We start from the raw sequence: 17493 nt of genomic DNA on the forward strand, positions 1-17493 counted from the left end.
AGAACGATGGATTCTATCTTTTTTCTATTTATTTACAATTATAATGATGAAAATAAGAGGATGGTAGTAGTGAAAATCTTATTATATGGGGTAAGTCATAAAACGACACCGATAGAAATTAGAGAGAATTATACAATTGAAGAACAAAAAGTACCTGAACAGCTCGCTGTGATCAAATCCTTTTCGGGAGTTGAAGAAGCAGTCATTCTTTCGACTTGCAATCGAACTGAATATTATCTTTACATTGATCAAGATGAATTTAAGCATGGGGATATGCTTCATTACCTTTCAAAACATACAGGATACGAGATTTCTGAAGTTATCTCAACAAGCTACGGAAAATCAAATCAGGATGCTGTTGATCACCTTTTTAAAGTGGCTACTGGACTTGATTCATTGATCATTGGAGAGACACAGATCTTAAGCCAAGTTAAACAAGCCTTTGCGTTAGCAATTGAGCAAAAAACATCCGGACCGATCCTAAACTCGTTATTTAATAAAGCCATTTCTTTTTCTAAAAAAATGCATACGAAAACGAATTTAGATCAATTGTCTTATAATCCCGGAACTGCTGCGGTTAAACTATGTAAAGAGGAATGGGAAACGATAACAGATAAGCGATTCCTTTTAATAGGGACCGGAAAAATGATCCGTTTAACAGCTAAAACCTTATTTTATCAAGGAGTTACCCATATTACTTTAACGGGCCGCAATGAACAAAAAGTGAATGATCTGGCACATGAACTAAATCTATGGGCACAGAATGCGAAAAAAGCGGATCAATTGACTCGTTATTTCTTTACAGCTGATTTTAATCACTTGCCAATGTCCTTGGCAGTGGCTGATGGAATTATTGCAGCTACAAAAGCACAGCACTATCTTGTAACGGAGAGAATAATTGAGGAAGTAGCTACGATTCGTTTAACGAAGAAAAGACAATTGTTTATGGATCTAGCTGTTCCAAGAAATATTGAACCTAGTATTCAATATAGGGAAGATATCCAAGTTTTTGATATGGATCAAATTAGTTTCAGACTAGATGAGGTAGATGCTGACAAAGATAAAATCGTGAAAAAAATCTTAGCAGATTTGAGTGAAGAAGTTGCAGACTTTAAACAGTGGTACCAAGAAAGAAAAGCTGTTCCGTATTTGCAAGAATTGGCTCTTCAAACGATAGAAATCAAAGAAGATACTCTAGCTAGCTTAGAGAGGAAATTGCCTGAATTAACGGAACATCAACTTCTTTTAATTGATAAACACTTGCAAAGTGTCATTAATCAAATGAAACGAAAACCAATTGATTCATTAAAAGAGTTTGCCCGGAAAAAAAGTTCAAACGATCCAAAAGACACGAAAAATGAACTGAAGTCATTTGCACGAGCTTTAGGTTTTTCTGTTGAAATAGAAAATACAGAAGAATCTCCAGAAGTACTTGCAATCGAAAGTGAGGAGATCAGCATTGAGAGAAACTAGACAATCTGAACAAGCTTTTGAAAAAGCACAGCAATTAATGCCTGGAGGAGTAAATAGTCCTGTAAGGGCCTTTAAATCGGTAGATGTGCCTCCTGTATTTATTCAAAAAGGAAAAGGCAGCCACGTATATGATATTGACGGAAATGAATACATTGACTATGTTTTAGGATGGGGCCCTTTAATTCTAGGTCATGCTAATGATGTAGTGATCCACGATATCCAAAGTACGGCTAGTTTAGGCACGAGTTTTGGTATGCCAACTCTTATGGAGAATCAATTAGCTGAACTAGTAATCCAACGTGTACCATCTGTAGAAATGGTTCGTTTTGTAAACTCGGGTACCGAAGCTACCATGAGTGCATTGCGTTTAGCAAGAGGGTTTACGGGTAGAGATAAGATCATAAAATTAGAAGGAAGTTATCATGGTCATGATGATGCATTGTTAGTAAAAGTAGGATCTGGAGTTGCGACTTTAGGATTACCTGATTCACCAGGCGTTCCGAAAAGTACAACATCTAATACTTTAGTTGCTCCTTATAACGATTTAGAAGCCATTCAAGAGCTATTCCGAAAATTCCCAGGCGAGATTGCAGCCGTGATTATGGAACCTGTAGCAGGAAATATGGGCGTTATACCGCCATTGAAAGGATTTTTAGAAGGAGTACGGACGTTGACTGAAAAAGATGGAGCTTTATTGATATTTGATGAAGTTATGTCTGGATTTAGAGTTGGCTACTATAGTGCTCAAGGTCACTATAATGTCATGCCTGATTTAACTTGTCTAGGTAAAGTTATCGGGGGCGGTGTTCCCGTAGGAGCTTATGGCGGAAGAAGAGAGATCATGGAAAATATTGCTCCAGCTGGCAGTGTCTATCAGGCAGGTACGTTATCTGGAAATCCTATTGCCATGTCCGCTGGAATTGCTACACTATCTCAATTGACTGAAAAGCATTACGCTCATTTTGAAGCTTTAGGTGATGAATTAGAAAAAGGGATTCTTTCATTAAGTGCCTTATTTGATATCCCAATTACAATCAATCGAGCTGGCAGTATGATTGGCTTATTCTTTAATGAAGGACCGGTAACCAATTACCAACAAAGTAAGGCAAGTGATACAGCTTTTTTTGCTGAGTATTATAAAGAAATGATCAATCATGGCATATTGTTGCCTCCTTCTCAATTTGAAGGAATCTTCTTATCCACTACTCATACCCTAGAAGATGTTGAGCGTACTTTAGATGCTATGGAAGCTAGTTTTAATGCCTTGAGAAATAGAGAATAGAGACTAAAGGAGTTATTTTCAAAATGGAATTTAATGAATATCAAAAATTAGCCAGCCGTACTTTATACGGAAATGAACAAGTTTTGACTAATTGCGCATTAGGATTAGCTAGTGAATCCGGTGAGTTAGTGGATCTAATTAAAAAATATACTTTTCATGGTCATGATTTAGATAAAAAGGAATTAACCAAAGAACTTGGGGATGTCCTTTGGTACTTATCTCAAATTGCGGAATGGGCTGACATTCCTTTTGAAGAAGCAGCAGTACAAAATATAGAGAAGTTAAAACGACGTTATCCAGACGGGTTTTCTGCTGAAAGAAGTCGTAATCGAATCGAATAAAAAAATAGAAACGCTGAATGCTGATTAGCTATTCAACGTTTCTATTTTTTTTATTATTTTTAGCTAAAAGAGCTTCTTTTTCATCTTCATCTTTAAAAAATTTTTCTTCAGGGTCAGGAAAAAGAGTTTCTTCTTCAGGATCAATAGCAAACTGGCTAAATAAATCGTCCAAGCTTGTCTCCGTTTTATGAATTTGTCCCATACTCAACCTCCTTTTTATGTAATCCAATAGTAGACTGAATAGACAAAGAAAACAAGACTTTCTCGAAAAAAATATTTTTAATATTCATATATACATTTAAAATGCATAAAAGGGGAGCAAAAGACTAATTTAATTAATATTACTGAAATATATTGTATAAATATTCTTAATCTGTTATGATATTTTATAAGTAAAAAAGTAGCGTTGACTAGAAAAGGGGAAGAAGTATGAGAAAGAAATCATTTTATTTGATTGTATTAAGTTTAGTAACTGTACTTAGTTTGTTTATACCAATAGATTCGGTATTTGCAGCTGATACAGCTTTAGAGGATATTCAAGAAAAAGGAACACTAGTGATTGGTACGAGCGCAGATTTTCCGCCTTATGAATTTCATAGTACAGTAAACGGTAAAGATACTATAGTGGGAATGGATATTTCTATTGCTCAAAAAATCGCTGAAGATTTAGGAGTAGAATTAAAAATTGAAGACATCGGTTTTGACAGTCTTCTGCCAGCTTTAGAATCAGAAAAAGTTGATATGGTTATTTCTGGTATGAGCCCTACTGAAGAACGTAGACAAAGTGTTGATTTTTCCGATGTTTACTATACAGGTGGTCAAAATATCGTTGTAAGAGAAACAGACAAAGAAATTTATACAAATACGGATGATTTAACAGGTCTGAAAGTTGGCGTCCAAACAGGTTCATTACAAGAAACACTCGCTCAAGAACAAATGCCTGATTCAGAGATATTGAGTTTGACAAAAACAACCGATCTGCTTTTAGCTTTAAAGACAAATAAAATTGAAGCTATCTTAATGGAAAAACCTAGTGCAGAAGCTTACGTAGGAAATGACAATCAAATCGTAACGTTTGATGGTGGTTTTCTTTTAGAAGAAGGAGAACAAGGTAGTGCCATTGCTTTTAAAAAAGACACACAGTCTTTAGTAGAAGTGGTAAATGCTTCTTTAACAGAGATTAATGAGCAAGATTTAATTCCTAGTTATCTAGAAGAAGCTGGATCTCATTTGAAAGCTGCGCAAACTGGAACAGATGAAGAAACTGAGAGCAGCAACAGTATTTTTAATTATTGGAAATACTTTTTAAATGGGACAGGATATACGATTCTGATTTCAGTTGTGAGTGTCTTCTTTGGGTCAATACTTGGAGTTGGATTATCCTTTATGAGAATGAGCAAAAATAAAATTATGCATTATGCTTCTACCGCTTATGTTGAATTTGTTCGTGGAACACCTATGATGATTCAAGTCATGTTCATTTACTTTGCAGTGGGTTACTTAGTTAATATTCCAGCTTTAGCATCTGGTATTATTGCCGTTTCACTAAATAGTGCAGCTTATATTTGTGAAATTATTCGTTCAGGTTTAAATTCAGTACCTAAAGGCCAAGCTGAGGCAGCAAGAAGTTTAGGAATGAGTAAAAATATCGCTATGCGTCAAATTATTTTCCCTCAAGCACTTAAGAACATTTGGCCAGCATTAGGAAATGAATTTATAACGGTTATTAAAGAAAGTTCAATTGTTTCAATTGTTGGTGTAAGTGATTTAATCTTCCAAACAAGAGTTGTGACTTCTGTTTCATATAGAGGAATTGCTCCTTTAGTGGTTACAATGATCATCTACTTTATTTTAACATTTAGTTTAACTAAGCTATTAAATCATTATGAAGGGAAGATGAATCATGATTAAAATCAATCATTTAAAGAAAACATTTGGCACTAATGAAGTTTTAACAGATATCAATCAAGAAGTTAAAAAAGGAGAAGTAGTGGTGATCATAGGTCCATCGGGATCTGGAAAAAGTACATTGCTTCGCTGCTTAAACTTATTGGAAACACCAACGAGTGGTGAAATTATTTTTGAAGGAACTGCTTTAACTGGTTTAAATGAAACAAAAATGAATCAATTGCGTGAAAAAATGGGAATGGTTTTCCAAAACTTTAATTTGTTTCCTCATATGACAGTGTTAGAAAATTTAAAAGTAGCACCTATAAAAGTTAAAGGTATTCCAGAATCTGAAGCGCATCAAACAGCTATCAAATTATTAGAACAAGTTGGTTTATCTGACAAAGCGGAAGCTTATCCTTCTAATTTATCAGGCGGTCAACAACAACGGGTTGCAATTGCTCGTGCTTTAGCTATGAATCCTGATGTTATGTTGTTTGATGAACCTACTTCTGCCTTGGATCCTGAAATGGTGGGAGAGGTGCTTAAAGTTATGCAAGATTTAGCTGAAATTGGTATGACGATGGTTGTCGTAACACATGAAATGGGATTTGCAAAAGAAGTGGCTGATCGTGTGATTTTTATGGATGGTGGCTATATTGTTGAAGAAGGCGAACCAGAAGCTGTTTTTGATAATCCTCAACACGAAAGAACGCAAGATTTTTTAGCAAAAATATTATAATAAAGTATTGGGATTAGTTCATATAACCTAACTTATTAAAAAAGAAGGGCCTACAGTATTTTCTGTAGGTCCTTTTCATAATAAGAATAGAATCTAGTTTATCTATAATCCATTTAACTAACCAGTAGTTAGTTATTTAGATACAAAAAAAGCTTATGGAAGTAATAAATCCCATAAGCTTTTTTGATTAGTAGATCAATTAGTCATTTGTAACTGGTTTTCTCCAAAGACCAAGAATAACAGCTGAGATGACAGCACCGATAGCTAATGCTCCTAAGAACAAGAAAGGATGATTTGAGAGTGTTACAACGAAAATACCGCCATGTGGAGCAGGAATCGTAACATCCCATAATTGAGTTAATCCACCAGCTATAGCAGCTCCAACGACTGAAGATCCAATTGTACGAAGAGGATCAGCAGCAGCGAAAGGAATAGCTCCTTCAGTAATAAACGATAATCCCATAACATAGTTCGTAATAGCCGATTTTCTTTCATCTTCATTAAATTTATTTTTGAAGAATGTGCTAGCTAATGCGATTGCTAATGGCGGAATCATACCACCGGCCATAACAGCAGCCATCAAGCTACCATCACCTGTATCAGTAAAGATCCCAATTGAAAAGGCATAAGCCGCTTTATTAAAAGGACCACCCATATCAATAGACATCATTCCACCTAATAATGCACCTAAAAGGACTGCATTACCTGTACCAAGATTTTCTAAGAAAGTAATCATTGCAAGGTTGATTGTTGCGAAGATTGGTCCAACAATAAAGAACATCAATGCACCAGTAACTAATAAACCAAGAATAGGATAAAGTAGAATAGATTTTAAACCGTTAAGTGATTGAGGCAATCCTTTTAAGCCTTTTTTCAATGCTAGAATCGTGTAACCAGCTAAGAAACCAGCTGCAAGACCACCAAGGAAACCGGCGTTGCTGTTTACAGCAATGAGTCCACCAACCATACCAGGCATTAAACCAGGACGATCAGCAATACTTAACGCAATGTAACCAGCTAAAATAGGGATTAAGAAATTAAATGCGTTATTTCCGACAGTATTTAAAAATAGATAAATGGCATTTGTATCACCTAACGTTCTTTCTAATAGGAAAGAAATAGCCATTAATATTCCGCCACCTACAACAAAAGGCAACATAGTTGAAATACCATTCATTAAGTCTTTATAAACTCGATTAATCCATGAACCAGATTCATCATTATCAGCTGATTCGTCTTTTTGTCCATCTGATGAGTAAATAGGTGCTTGTTTGTTCATTGCTTTTGTAATGAGTTCTTCAGATTTACGGATACCGTCACTAACAGGGCGTTGCAACATAGGTTTTCCATCAAAACGAGCTAGTTCGACTTTTTTGTCGGCAGCTATAATAACGCCGCTTGCTCTTTTAATATCATCAGCAGTTAAACGGTTTTTGATTCCGTCAGAACCATTAGTTTCAACTTTTATATCAACACCCATTTCAGCTGCTTTTTTCTTTAATGAATCTTCAGCCATGTAAGTGTGGGCAATACCTGTAGGACAAGCTGTGACTGCGATAACAAAAGGTCTATCGGAATGATCAGTTGAACTTTCTACAGTTGCATTCGTTTTGTTTTCTTCTTCAGCCTCTTTTTCTTGTACTTCTTGAGCAGCTGCAAAAAGCGAACGAACTTCTTCAGGTGTTTTAGCCTCATTTAAAGATAAAACAAAATCAGGATGGATCAATAAGCGAGAAAGGTTTGCCAAAGCTTGTAAATGTGTGTCATTTGCGCCTTCTGGAGCAGCGATCATAAAGAATAGGAAAGCAGGTTGTCCATCTAATGAATCATAGTCGACACCTTTTGCACTTTTAGCAAATAAAACAGTAGGGTGGTTGACTGCAGTTGTTTTAGAATGCGGCATCGCAATTCCATCGCCTAAACCTGTAGAAGTAAGCGATTCGCGATGCATAATACCTTCTTTAAATAAAGCAGCATCGTTAATACGATCGTTTTCTTTTAAACTAGCGATCATTTCATCAATAACGCCTTCTTTAGTTGTTGATTTTAAATCCATGATCATGACTTCTTTAACCAATAAATCATTAATATTCATTATCTTTCCTCCTAATACGATTTTATAAAGCTATTTCAGTTACGATAACTTCTTTTAATAATGCGTTGATTTCGGCTTGAGTTGCTAAATCGTCAGAAAAAGCCGTGGCACTTCCAGTAGCTACACTTTTTTGGAAAGCTTTTAACGGATCTTTAGTATCGACTAGAGCACCGATAAAACCAGCGATCATTGAGTCACCAGCTCCTACTGAATTTTTCACAGTACCTTTAGGAACAGTAGCTTGATAAACTTTTTCGCCTGTAAAGAATAGAGCTCCATCACCAGCCATTGAAACAAGTGCATGTTGAGCGCCTAAAGCAATAAGTTTTTTACCATAAGGAATAATATCTTCAACAGACTCGAATGTTGCATCGAAAAGTTCAGCTAATTCATGATGGTTTGGTTTAACCAATAATGGTTTATGAACTAAAGCGTTCTTCAATTCTGGTCCAGTTGTATCGATCACGAAGTCAGCATTACGTGAAACAATTTTTCCAATCATATTTTGATAAAAATCTTCAGGTAGAGAAGGGGGCTTGTTTCCAGAAAGAACTACAATATCCTCATCTGTCATTAAATCCATTTGTTTCATTAATTGATTTGCTTCAACATCTGTAATAGCAGGGCCTTGGCCATTTATTTCAGTTTCTGAATCAGATTTCAATTTTACATTGATTCGTGTGTCGCCTTTAATTGAGACAAATTGTGTATGAACACCTTCTTTTTCCAACCAATCAGAGATAAAGTTTCCAGTAAAACCACCTAGAAAACCTAAAGCTGTAGAAGGCTGACCGATATGGTTTAGAACACGAGAAACGTTAATGCCTTTACCACCTGGAAGTTTAATATCTTTATTCATCCGATTCAATTCACCTAGTTGTACGGATGAAACGTGTACAATATAGTCGATTGATGGATTTAATGTTACCGTGTAAATCATTTTTTTGCCTCCAATATTGTTGTTTTAGTAAAATAGCTTTCATAATTTTTAGGATTTAGATGATCTGTAATAATAACAGCATCTTCTATATTACATACCTTTACAAAAGTGACTTTATTAAATTTTGTTTCATCAGCTAATACATAAACTTTTGAACTATTTGCAAAAGCTTGTTGCTTAACTGTCGCTTCTTCTGGATCAGGAGTGGTAAATCCATACTCTCGATCAATACCGTTCATACCTAGAAAGGCTTTCGTAAAACGATAACGGGATAATTGCTCTAAACTTGTAGCGCCTACAATAGCTTGAGTTGTATTTTTCAACTTTCCACCTATTAATAAAACGTCATTATCTTGATCAGCAAGTAAAAGAGCATGCTGTACAGCATTTGTTACAATGCGTACATTCTTACCTTTTAAGAAAGGGACCATAAAAAAGGTAGTAGACCCTGCATCTAAGAAAATGACATCATCTGCTTTAACTAAAGATGCTGCTAATTCTGCGACTTTTTTCTTATAGTGAACGTTTTTGACTGATTTCTCACTAAGGGTTTGTTCCTGTTCAATTGTATAAACTCGTTTAGCGCCGCCATGGACACGAACAAGTTTTCCTTGTTCTTCTAAAGTTGCTAAATCACGTCTGATAGTGGATTCTGAACAATTCATTTCTAGCATAAGTTCTTGGGATTTGATTACACCATTAGTAGTTAACTGTTCTAATATGAAATTATAGCGTTCTTCAGTAAGCATACCATCCCTCCATTAACGCTACTTTACCACCAAAAACGGTCAAAAGCAATCAAAAGTAAACCGATTTCATCGTTTTTTAATTGCATGAGAAAAGAGATAAAAGAGAATAAAAAAACGAAATGGACTGTACCAATTTATTCAAGGAAAATAAAAGTTCTTTATTTGCAAAAAAGTAGGTGCTATACCACTTTTCACTCTAACAGATACAAGATACAAAAGGGTTTCCATTAAAAAAAAGTAGATTAAATAAAAATAAGAAAGAAGTCATTTTGACTTCTTTCTTATTTTTATTAATCGTTAGGTAAACTAATAAGATGAGTTGATTACTTCTATTGATTCTATTGTAATCTCTTGTAATGGTTTATTGTTTTGGTCAGTTTCTGTTTTACTAATAGCATCTACAATATCCATCCCTTCAATAACTTGGCCAAAGACCGTATAGTTTTGGTCTAGAGAAGGGTATCCGCCGTTTTTGTACGCTTCGATGATCTCTTTTGGAGTAATAGTAGGGTCTGCAGTTTCACTCATATCTGCAGGGTTCTGGACAATGTAAAATTGACTTCCGACTGAAACAGGTGCATTTGTTTTAGCCATAGCGATTGCGCCGCGTATATGGAACAGTTGATTTGAGATCTCAGTTTCAAATGGTTCACCCCAAATACTTTCGCCTCCAGTGCCATCGCCTTCAGGGTCACCAGCTTGTATCATGAAATTAGGAATAACACGATGAAAGACAGTTCCATTATAGTAGCCTTCACTCCCATGAGTGAGGAAATTTTCAACAGCTTTAGGTGCCAATTCAGGAAAAACTTTCGCACGAATCGTTCCTAAAGAAGTCGTTATTCTAACTTCTTTTTCATTTTCCTTCACTTCTTTAGCCAGCTGTGGTAAATTTGTTGGTTCCTCATCAAGAGTAGAAGATTGAATTAAAGAACTTTCAGGAGTAAACACTGTACTGAGGCTTGCTCCAGTACTTTTTGATAATAAATGAACGCCAAAAATCATTAATCCCATAGCTATAAAAAATAATATACTGCCAATAACAATATTTTTCTTTCTTTTCACGGTGCACGTCCTTGTAATTTATAAGCAATATTGCTTAATTATTATCATTCATTTTTCTACGTTATTGTATAACTTAATAGAAAAAGTTCCTTGTAAATTATACTACAAATGAGAAAATAATTAAATAGTTAAAATGAAATGATGGTATAATGAGTGAAAGGAATTTATTGACTATTTAAAATCATACTCTTATAAAAGTGACATTATCCTCTTAAAAAAATAGACAAATACATCAAATAGACGTACAATAGATAATGGACTAAAATGGGGTATACTGAACGTATGTCATTTTTAGAGGATATGTGATAATTTGGCTTTCTTGTTTACATCTTGGAACAAATGTAATATGAAAATAAAGTGCCAGATCCATTAAGTAACCTAGAAAATAGTTGAATCTCATACACTCAAAAATGAGGAGGAAAATATAAATGTCAATGTTTTTAGATCAAGTGTCAATCAATGTAAAAGCGGGAGATGGCGGAAATGGAATGGTCGCTTTCCGTCGCGAAAAATTCGTACCAGATGGTGGCCCAGCTGGTGGAGATGGTGGAAAAGGTGGAGATGTCGTTTTTATCGTAGACGAAGGTCTTCGTACGTTAATGGATTTCCGATTTAACCGTCACTTTAAAGCTGAAGACGGCGAAAACGGTATGAGTAAAAACATGCATGGCCGTGGAGCTGGAGACAATGTTATCAAAGTTCCGCCAGGCACTACCGTTATCGATTCTGAAACAGGTAAAGTATTAGGTGATTTAGTTCATCATGGACATAAACTGGTTGTGGCTAAAGGAGGACGTGGTGGTCGAGGAAACAGCCGTTTTGCGACACCTAGAAATCCAGCTCCAGAAATTGCTGAAAATGGTGAACCCGGAGAAGAACATAAAATTGAAATGGAATTAAAAGTTCTAGCTGACGTTGGATTAGTTGGCTTTCCTTCAGTAGGAAAATCAACCTTGCTTTCAGTTGTTTCTGCTGCTCGTCCTAAAATTGGTGCTTATCATTTTACGACTTTAGTGCCTAATTTAGGTATGGTTCAAACACCAGATGGCCGCAGTTTCGTTATGGCTGACTTGCCAGGATTGATTGAAGGGGCATCTCAAGGAATTGGTTTAGGAACACAGTTCTTACGTCATATTGAGCGTACTCGTGTTATCTTGCATGTCATTGATATGAGCGGAAGCGAAGGACGTGATCCTTTTGAGGATTATGTGGCTATCAATAAAGAATTAGAAACGCATAATCTACGTTTATTGGAACGTCCTCAAATTATTGTGGCCAATAAAATGGATATGCCGGATGCTGAAGCAAATCTTGTTGCCTTCAAAGAAAAAATTCAAGCTCTTAAAGAGAATGAATTTGAAGAAGACATCCAAATCTTTGCAATCTCAGCTATTACTCATCAAGGTACTGCTAATCTATTGAATGCAACAGCTGACGTATTAGATGTGACTTCTGAGTTTCCAATCTATGAATTGGATCAAGAAGAAGATACTGTTCTGTACAAACATACTGCTGAAGATAAAGGTTATGCAATTACAAGAGACCCAGATGCTACATGGGTATTGAGTGGAGAAAAACTCGAAAAATTATTCAAGATGACGAATTTCGATCACGATGCTTCTGTATTAAGATTTGCTCGTCAATTACGAACAATGGGTATAGACGAAGAAATGCGCGAACGGGGAGCTAAAGACGGCGACTTGGTCCGCATAATGAAATATGAATTTGAATTTGTTGAATAAAAAATAAATCAGAAACTCCAAGCAATGAATAATTAAATTGCTTGGTTTTTTTGTTTCATCTCATTATCGCTTATTTAAGAAATATTTGTTAAAATAAACAAAACACGTGTACGCAAATAATGAGTGTACGGATGTTAACTTAATGGTTAGGACAGGATAAAATGGAATTATTATTTTTAGGAACAGGTGCAGGCGTTCCAGCTAAGCATAGAAATGTAACTAGTATTGCTTTGAAACTATTAGAGGAACGCAACAGTATTTGGCTCTTTGATTGTGGAGAAGCGACACAGCATCAAATTTTACACACTACTTTAAAACCTCGAAAAGTAGATAAAATTTTCATTACTCACTTACATGGAGACCATATTTTTGGTTTACCTGGTTTTTTAAGTAGTCGATCTTTTCAAGGAGGCGATGGTCCGTTAACAATATACGGCCCTGTTGGGATAAAAAATTATGTTCTGACTTGCTTAAAAACCTCAGGAACCGGTTTAAAGTATACGTTGAATTTTCATGAAATTACTGAAGAAGGACTTTTATTTGAAGATCATCAGTTCAAAGTATTTTGTCGTAAATTAAAACATGGAATCCAATCTTTTGGGTACAGAGTCGAAGAAGCAGACCACCAAGGAATGTTACAAGCAGATAAGGTTAAGGAAGCGGGTATTCCATTTGGACCTTTATTCGGAAAATTAAAACAAGGCGAAACCATTAAACTTGAAGATGGACGTGTATTCAATGGAATGGATTTTATTGGGGAAAGTCAAAAAGGTCGCATAGTAACGATTTTAGGAGATACAAAAAAGACGCAAAACAACATTCTTCTTGCTGAGAATGCTTCTGTATTGGTCCACGAAAGTACATTTGATGGATCAAATCGTAAAATGGCTAGAGATTACAATCATTCTACTAATTTAGATGCTGCAGAAGTAGCTAAAGAAGCGAACGTCGATAAATTATTGTTGACTCATATCAGTGCCCGTTATTTAGGCCGTGATGCTTACTTATTAGAAAAAGAAGCTCAAAAAGTATTTCCTAATACTCGAATTGCCAATGATTTCGATGAAATCGATGTCCCTCTGATTCGAACAGATAAATAAATAATCAAATTTTTTTGTACTGTTTAACCTTGGTAAAATTGAATCATCAACACAATTATTGCTCGTCCAATAACTCAACTAAAGGAGCTTATCATGAAAAAGAAGTTAACTACACTTAAAGATAAAGTTGTTTTTATTACTGGTGCTTCAACGGGATTAGGAGAAAAAATAGCTTATGAAGCAGCAAAAAAAGGAGCTGTCGTCATTGTAAGTGCTCGAAGAGAAGACATGCTGTTGCAAGTTAAAGAAAATTGTGAAAAATTTTCCGGTAAGGAAGCTTTTGCTTTCACTTTGGATGTGTCGAAACCTGATCAAATAAAAAAAGTTATTAAAGAAATTTATCAAACTGTTGGTGTTGTGGACGTTCTAGTTAACAATGCTGGATTTGGACATTTTGAAGAAGCTCTTTCATTTAAAATGGATATAGCTGAAAGCATGTTTCGTGTAAATGTTTTAGGTTTAATGTATGTCACTCAATTAGTAGCTATCGAAATGGCAGAAAGAAAACAAGGTCATATCATCAATATTGCTTCTCAAGCTGGAAAAATAGCTACTCCTAAATCAACTGTTTATTCCGCAAGCAAATTTGCAGTACTTGGCTATTCAAACGCTCTTCGTCTAGAGTTGAAGCCATTAAATATTTATGTTACAACCGTAAATCCGGGTCCGATAGAGACAAACTTTTTTGATATTGCGGATGAAAGTGGAACTTATCTTGATAATATAGGACGCTATGTATTAAATGCTGAAGTTGTGGCTAATCGTATTGTGAGCTTAATGGGAACACCTCGAAGAGAATTAAATATGCCTGCTATGATAGAAATCGCTGGTAAATTGTATACTCTTTTCCCTAGAATTGGTGATTATTTAGCTGGAGATCTATTTAACAACAAATAGAAGATTAGGCATTTTTATAGTGTTTTTTCACAACTCTGTGTTAAAATAACTGTAGTAAAAATTGAGGAAATTTGGTTTGTTGAAGGGAGATTAAGGTATATGAAAAAACAATGGGGAACAATCGTAGCACTTATTTTAATCGTTATCGTTGCATTCTTTGCTGTTTTAAATGTTGAATCCGTTCCAGTTAGTTTTGGCTTTACAGAAGTTGCTTGGCCTTTGATTATGATTATTTTAGGATCTTTATTTATTGGAGCTCTAACTACTGTACTGATTTCTGTGAGTACAACGTATAAAAATAAAAAAGATTTAAAAAATAGTCAAAAAGAACTTGAAAATGCTGAAAAAAGAAAAGAAGAAGCGTTAGCACAACTTAGAGCAGATTACGCTGAAAAATTATCCGAAAAAGACCAAATAATTAGTGAAAAGGCAGATAAAATCAGTAGTTTAGAAAAAGAATTGATTAGCAGAATGACACAAACACCAGCCAATTCTACTGAACAAATCAAATAATTTATTCTATGAATACAAAAAAATGGTACACTGGTGTTAAAGTAACTTGATTCTCAGTAAAAGTTGCAAAAAGAAGAACAAACTATATGGTTTATTCTTTCTTTTTTTTGCGTAAATGTATTCGTTTTCTATTATAATCATATAGATTATTGCCGTCTAACAATCTAGTCTAAGAAACTAGATTGTCTAGTAAGTGAAATTGTGTTACACTATTTTTAACAGAAATGAGTGAAAAAAGGTGATCTAATGGATAAACTTGAAGAAGATTTGGTAGCATGGTCAAATGAAATCAGCCAGTATACCTTTCCAAGATGGAAAGAACTACCTGATTTTGACCTTTATATGGATCAAGTTTTAAACTTAATTGAACGATACTTAGCTATTTTTAAAGTTAGCGATCAAAAACACATCATTACTTCTTCTATGATCAATAACTATGTAAAATTAGGTTTGATTCCTCCTCCTGTAAAAAAAAGATATACTAAAAAACATTTGGCTTATTTAATTGCTATCTCTATTTTGAAACAAGTAGTGACGATTTCTGAAGTAAAAGAAGGCATTCTTTACCAAGCTTCAATAAGTGGGATCAGAGAAGCATATGATTTATTTTGTACTGAGCAAGAATACGCTTTAAGAGCGGTTGCTTCACATATTCAGCAAAAAGACAGAAAGCCCTTATTACCCGATAGCACGGATAATACGACGTTTATCGTGCGTACAGCTACGATAGCAGTTGCAACAAAAATTGTAACTGAAAAATTGTTATTTTTAGCTGAAACACAGAAACATGATGAAAAAAAGAAATAAAACCATAAAGTTGGAGGCATTATTATGAACAAACAAAAAATAGGTTTCTTAGTTGACTCTGGATCAGATGTCCCCTTAGAAACCATCACTAAAGCAAATATGAAAGTCATTCCTTTAAAAATCATTTATTCTGATAAAGAGTATACTGATAAAGTAGATATTCATGCTCAAGATGTTTACGATCGTTTAGAGCAGGAGATTCCAAAAACTTCTTTACCAAGTGGAGAAGTTATTAGTGAAATGCTGCAAGAATTTAAAGATGAAGGCTATGAAAAAGTGATAGCTGTAACTATTTCTAGTGGATTAAGCGGTACAAATAACATGGTCCGTTTGATGGCTGAAAATGTTGATGGGTTAGACGTTTTCACTCTTGACACGAAAAATATTGGTATCGGAAGCGGATTTTTAGCTATTAAAGCTGCAGAATATGTTGAAAAAGACCTAGAATGGAACACGATCAAAGAGAAACTACAAGCGGACGTTAAAAAATCCAAAATATTTTTTCATGTTCCAACATTAGAATATTTGCAAAAAGGAGGACGTATTGGTTTAGTGTCTTCTATTTTAGGAAATGTTTTAAATTTAAAACCGGTTATTTCTTGTAACGATAATGGGATCTATCATACTGTGGCTAAAGTTCGAGGAAATAAAAAGAGTATTCAAAGAGCTATTGATTTGGCAGCTGAATTTGCAGGAAACGCTAAAAAGTACCACTTAGCTATTGCTTTTGGCGGAAAAACGGCCGAAGTACAAGTTGAAGCTATTCGAGTAGAACTTAAAAAGAAACTACCAAATTTCGTTAAAATATTTGAAGATCAAATCAGTCCAGCTTTAGGAGTCCATACAGGGCCAGGATTAATCGGAATCGGTGTACAGATTATCGAGGATTAAAAAAATAAATAAAGAGTGAAAGGAATTGAGGCGTAACAGCTTTGATTCCTTTTTTTGTGTTTTAACGTCTGCTCAAACTAGTGAATGAGCCCATTATTTTCCTGATTTTGTTCATAGATAAAGGAAGAAAAACTATATCTACAAGACCAATTTTGATATAATGGTACAGTTAGGAGTGATATGATTTGTTGAAATCACGGACAAAATGGAAATTAAATGCACCTGTAAAGAATACCGAAAAAGTAACTGAATTAAGTGAAGCATTAAAATTGTCGCCTTTGTTTATTGAACTGTGTTTACAAAGAGGACTGGATTCAAAAGATAAAATCGAGCGCTTTTTGCTGCCTGATCAAACTTGGATCTATGATCCTTACTTGATGCATGACATGGAGCGAGCTGTTTCTCGTATTACTGAATCTGTTGAACGAGGAGAACAAATCACAATTTATGGTGATTATGATGCAGGTGCGATACGTTCACAAGTGAAAAGCTTGTGCTCATCTCTTTAAAGAAATGAAGAACTGATAAAATGAAAGCTGGAATGATAAAGTAACGTTTTGAAACGGCTTCCCTAATCCTCCGATATGCTTTTAATAAGGCAGATGATCAAAAGTATAAAGCTCGGTGAAGTCAGCTGAAAGGTGCCGTAAATAAGACACGTTCTTATACGAAAAAGGTCCAGAGGTGGATCTCGCATCCCATAGGCTGGGGGTCTTATAAATTACCTATGGTTAGAATGTTCCTAATAATGGAACTGACGAATCTTTGAATGTACGAGTCGACACATAGACGGTGTAGAAATGCAGTGTGAGATTGCACCTAAAATCAATCTTTTTGCATGTGGTAGAGTAAGAATCTGGCGTTATGAAATACCATATTATCTTACAGGGATAATCAAGTGCAACGGCTCATAGAAGAAATCTAAGGGTATATAGAACAAGATAATTTTATTGGAACGTATGAAGCTTA

General features: G+C 35.0%; 17 protein-coding genes. 12 read left to right on the forward strand and 5 right to left on the reverse strand.

From position 1 onward, the window contains the following. The first annotated feature begins 60 nt into the window (after positions 1 to 60). Genes hemA through NST49_RS08595 form a run of 3 tightly spaced genes read left to right on the forward strand, consistent with a single transcriptional unit; the run spans position 61 to position 3096 of the window. A complete protein-coding gene (gene hemA / locus NST49_RS08585) occupies positions 61 to 1473 on the forward strand; it encodes a glutamyl-tRNA reductase (protein ID WP_251166127.1) in 1413 nt (470 codons plus the stop codon). Then, positions 1460 to 2755, forward strand: a complete 1296-nt coding sequence (gene hemL, locus NST49_RS08590) for a glutamate-1-semialdehyde 2,1-aminomutase (protein ID WP_034536740.1) — start codon at positions 1460 to 1462, stop codon at positions 2753 to 2755. The genes hemA and hemL overlap by 14 nt, the downstream gene beginning before the upstream one ends. Positions 2756 to 2778: 23 nt before the next feature. Beyond that, positions 2779 to 3096 carry a nucleoside triphosphate pyrophosphohydrolase family protein gene (locus tag NST49_RS08595; protein WP_023178039.1) on the forward strand — a complete coding sequence of 106 codons (318 nt, stop codon included), beginning with the start codon at positions 2779 to 2781 and terminating at the stop codon, positions 3094 to 3096. A gap of 28 nt (positions 3097 to 3124) precedes the next feature. Here NST49_RS08595 and NST49_RS08600 read toward each other — a convergent pair whose 3' ends face one another. Continuing rightward, a complete protein-coding gene (locus NST49_RS08600; RefSeq protein WP_341048075.1) occupies positions 3125 to 3298 on the reverse strand; it encodes an SPJ_0845 family protein in 174 nt (57 codons plus the stop codon). Between the two features lie 227 nt (positions 3299 to 3525). Between NST49_RS08600 and NST49_RS08605 the strand changes: the two genes are divergently transcribed. Next, positions 3526 to 5007 carry an ABC transporter substrate-binding protein/permease gene (locus NST49_RS08605; RefSeq protein ID WP_034536738.1) on the forward strand — a complete coding sequence of 494 codons (1482 nt, stop codon included), beginning with the start codon at positions 3526 to 3528 and terminating at the stop codon, positions 5005 to 5007. Beyond that, positions 5000 to 5725 (forward strand): amino acid ABC transporter ATP-binding protein, encoded by a 726-nt coding sequence (locus NST49_RS08610; protein ID WP_023178034.1) that lies wholly within the window; start codon positions 5000 to 5002, stop codon positions 5723 to 5725. Before NST49_RS08605 ends, NST49_RS08610 begins: the two co-directional genes overlap by 8 nt. A 199-nt stretch (positions 5726 to 5924) precedes the next feature. Here the strand turns inward: NST49_RS08610 and NST49_RS08615 are convergent, their stop codons facing one another. The 4 genes from NST49_RS08615 to NST49_RS08630 all read right to left on the reverse strand — a co-directional run bounded on the left by NST49_RS08615 (position 5925) and on the right by NST49_RS08630 (position 10523). Further along, positions 5925 to 7820: a PTS fructose transporter subunit IIABC gene (locus tag NST49_RS08615; RefSeq protein ID WP_341048079.1), complete on the reverse strand. Its 1896-nt coding sequence runs from the start codon at positions 7818 to 7820 to the stop codon at positions 5925 to 5927. A 22-nt stretch (positions 7821 to 7842) separates the two neighbouring features. Next, positions 7843 to 8760 carry a 1-phosphofructokinase gene (gene pfkB / locus NST49_RS08620; protein WP_023178030.1) on the reverse strand — a complete coding sequence of 306 codons (918 nt, stop codon included), beginning with the start codon at positions 8758 to 8760 and terminating at the stop codon, positions 7843 to 7845. Continuing rightward, on the reverse strand, positions 8757 to 9509 hold the full coding sequence (locus NST49_RS08625; protein WP_341048083.1) for a DeoR/GlpR family DNA-binding transcription regulator: 753 nt from the start codon (positions 9507 to 9509) through the stop codon (positions 8757 to 8759). Before NST49_RS08625 ends, pfkB begins: the two co-directional genes overlap by 4 nt. A gap of 306 nt (positions 9510 to 9815) precedes the next feature. After that, entirely contained in the window at positions 9816 to 10523 is a 708-nt protein-coding gene (locus NST49_RS08630) for a peptidylprolyl isomerase (protein ID WP_445662731.1), read from the reverse strand. 479 nt (positions 10524 to 11002) lie between these two features. Here NST49_RS08630 and obgE point away from each other — a divergent pair, with 479 nt between their 5' ends. From obgE to NST49_RS08665, 7 genes are all read left to right on the forward strand, one after another. After that, the gene (gene obgE / locus NST49_RS08635; RefSeq protein WP_023178027.1) at positions 11003 to 12316 is read left to right on the forward strand and encodes a GTPase ObgE; all 1314 of its coding nucleotides are present in this window, start codon (positions 11003 to 11005) and stop codon (positions 12314 to 12316) included. A 161-nt stretch (positions 12317 to 12477) separates the two neighbouring features. Next, positions 12478 to 13416, forward strand: a complete 939-nt coding sequence (rnz, locus tag NST49_RS08640; protein ID WP_023178026.1) for a ribonuclease Z — start codon at positions 12478 to 12480, stop codon at positions 13414 to 13416. Between the two features lie 93 nt (positions 13417 to 13509). Then, positions 13510 to 14313 (forward strand): SDR family NAD(P)-dependent oxidoreductase, encoded by an 804-nt coding sequence (locus NST49_RS08645; RefSeq protein ID WP_023178025.1) that lies wholly within the window; start codon positions 13510 to 13512, stop codon positions 14311 to 14313. A gap of 99 nt (positions 14314 to 14412) precedes the next feature. After that, positions 14413 to 14826, forward strand: a complete 414-nt coding sequence (locus NST49_RS08650) for a LapA family protein (RefSeq protein ID WP_034536733.1) — start codon at positions 14413 to 14415, stop codon at positions 14824 to 14826. A 246-nt stretch (positions 14827 to 15072) separates the two neighbouring features. Further along, positions 15073 to 15633 carry a DUF1836 domain-containing protein gene (locus tag NST49_RS08655; RefSeq protein ID WP_023178022.1) on the forward strand — a complete coding sequence of 187 codons (561 nt, stop codon included), beginning with the start codon at positions 15073 to 15075 and terminating at the stop codon, positions 15631 to 15633. A gap of 24 nt (positions 15634 to 15657) precedes the next feature. Continuing rightward, positions 15658 to 16524, forward strand: a complete 867-nt coding sequence (locus NST49_RS08660; protein WP_251165983.1) for a DegV family protein — start codon at positions 15658 to 15660, stop codon at positions 16522 to 16524. A 188-nt stretch (positions 16525 to 16712) separates the two neighbouring features. Continuing rightward, positions 16713 to 17033, forward strand: a complete 321-nt coding sequence (locus tag NST49_RS08665) for a single-stranded DNA exonuclease RecJ (RefSeq protein ID WP_341048091.1) — start codon at positions 16713 to 16715, stop codon at positions 17031 to 17033. Positions 17034 to 17493: the final 460 nt, after the last annotated feature.

It is taken from the genome of Carnobacterium sp. FSL W8-0810, assembly GCF_038007125.1.
GTDB lineage: Bacteria > Bacillota > Bacilli > Lactobacillales > Carnobacteriaceae > Carnobacterium_B > Carnobacterium_B inhibens.

What these genes read in the sequence shown, in the direction of transcription:
- NST49_RS08645 (WP_023178025.1), top strand. Translation starts at nt 13,510, where the DNA reads ATGAAAAAGAAGTTAACTACACTTAAAGATAAAGTTGTTTTTATTACT.
- NST49_RS08595 (WP_023178039.1), top strand. Translation starts at nt 2,779, where the DNA reads ATGGAATTTAATGAATATCAAAAATTAGCCAGCCGTACTTTATACGGA.
- NST49_RS08650 (WP_034536733.1), top strand. Translation starts at nt 14,413, where the DNA reads ATGAAAAAACAATGGGGAACAATCGTAGCACTTATTTTAATCGTTATC.
- NST49_RS08605 (WP_034536738.1), top strand. Translation starts at nt 3,526, where the DNA reads ATGAGAAAGAAATCATTTTATTTGATTGTATTAAGTTTAGTAACTGTA.
- NST49_RS08630 (WP_445662731.1), bottom strand. Translation starts at nt 10,523, where the DNA reads ATGGGATTAATGATTTTTGGCGTTCATTTATTATCAAAAAGTACTGGA.
- NST49_RS08625 (WP_341048083.1), bottom strand. Translation starts at nt 9,509, where the DNA reads ATGCTTACTGAAGAACGCTATAATTTCATATTAGAACAGTTAACTACT.
- hemA (WP_251166127.1), top strand. Translation starts at nt 61, where the DNA reads ATGGTAGTAGTGAAAATCTTATTATATGGGGTAAGTCATAAAACGACA.
- obgE (WP_023178027.1), top strand. Translation starts at nt 11,003, where the DNA reads ATGTCAATGTTTTTAGATCAAGTGTCAATCAATGTAAAAGCGGGAGAT.
- pfkB (WP_023178030.1), bottom strand. Translation starts at nt 8,760, where the DNA reads ATGATTTACACGGTAACATTAAATCCATCAATCGACTATATTGTACAC.
- NST49_RS08660 (WP_251165983.1), top strand. Translation starts at nt 15,658, where the DNA reads ATGAACAAACAAAAAATAGGTTTCTTAGTTGACTCTGGATCAGATGTC.
- NST49_RS08615 (WP_341048079.1), bottom strand. Translation starts at nt 7,820, where the DNA reads ATGAATATTAATGATTTATTGGTTAAAGAAGTCATGATCATGGATTTA.
- NST49_RS08600 (WP_341048075.1), bottom strand. Translation starts at nt 3,298, where the DNA reads ATGGGACAAATTCATAAAACGGAGACAAGCTTGGACGATTTATTTAGC.
- NST49_RS08655 (WP_023178022.1), top strand. Translation starts at nt 15,073, where the DNA reads ATGGATAAACTTGAAGAAGATTTGGTAGCATGGTCAAATGAAATCAGC.
- NST49_RS08610 (WP_023178034.1), top strand. Translation starts at nt 5,000, where the DNA reads ATGATTAAAATCAATCATTTAAAGAAAACATTTGGCACTAATGAAGTT.
- rnz (WP_023178026.1), top strand. Translation starts at nt 12,478, where the DNA reads ATGGAATTATTATTTTTAGGAACAGGTGCAGGCGTTCCAGCTAAGCAT.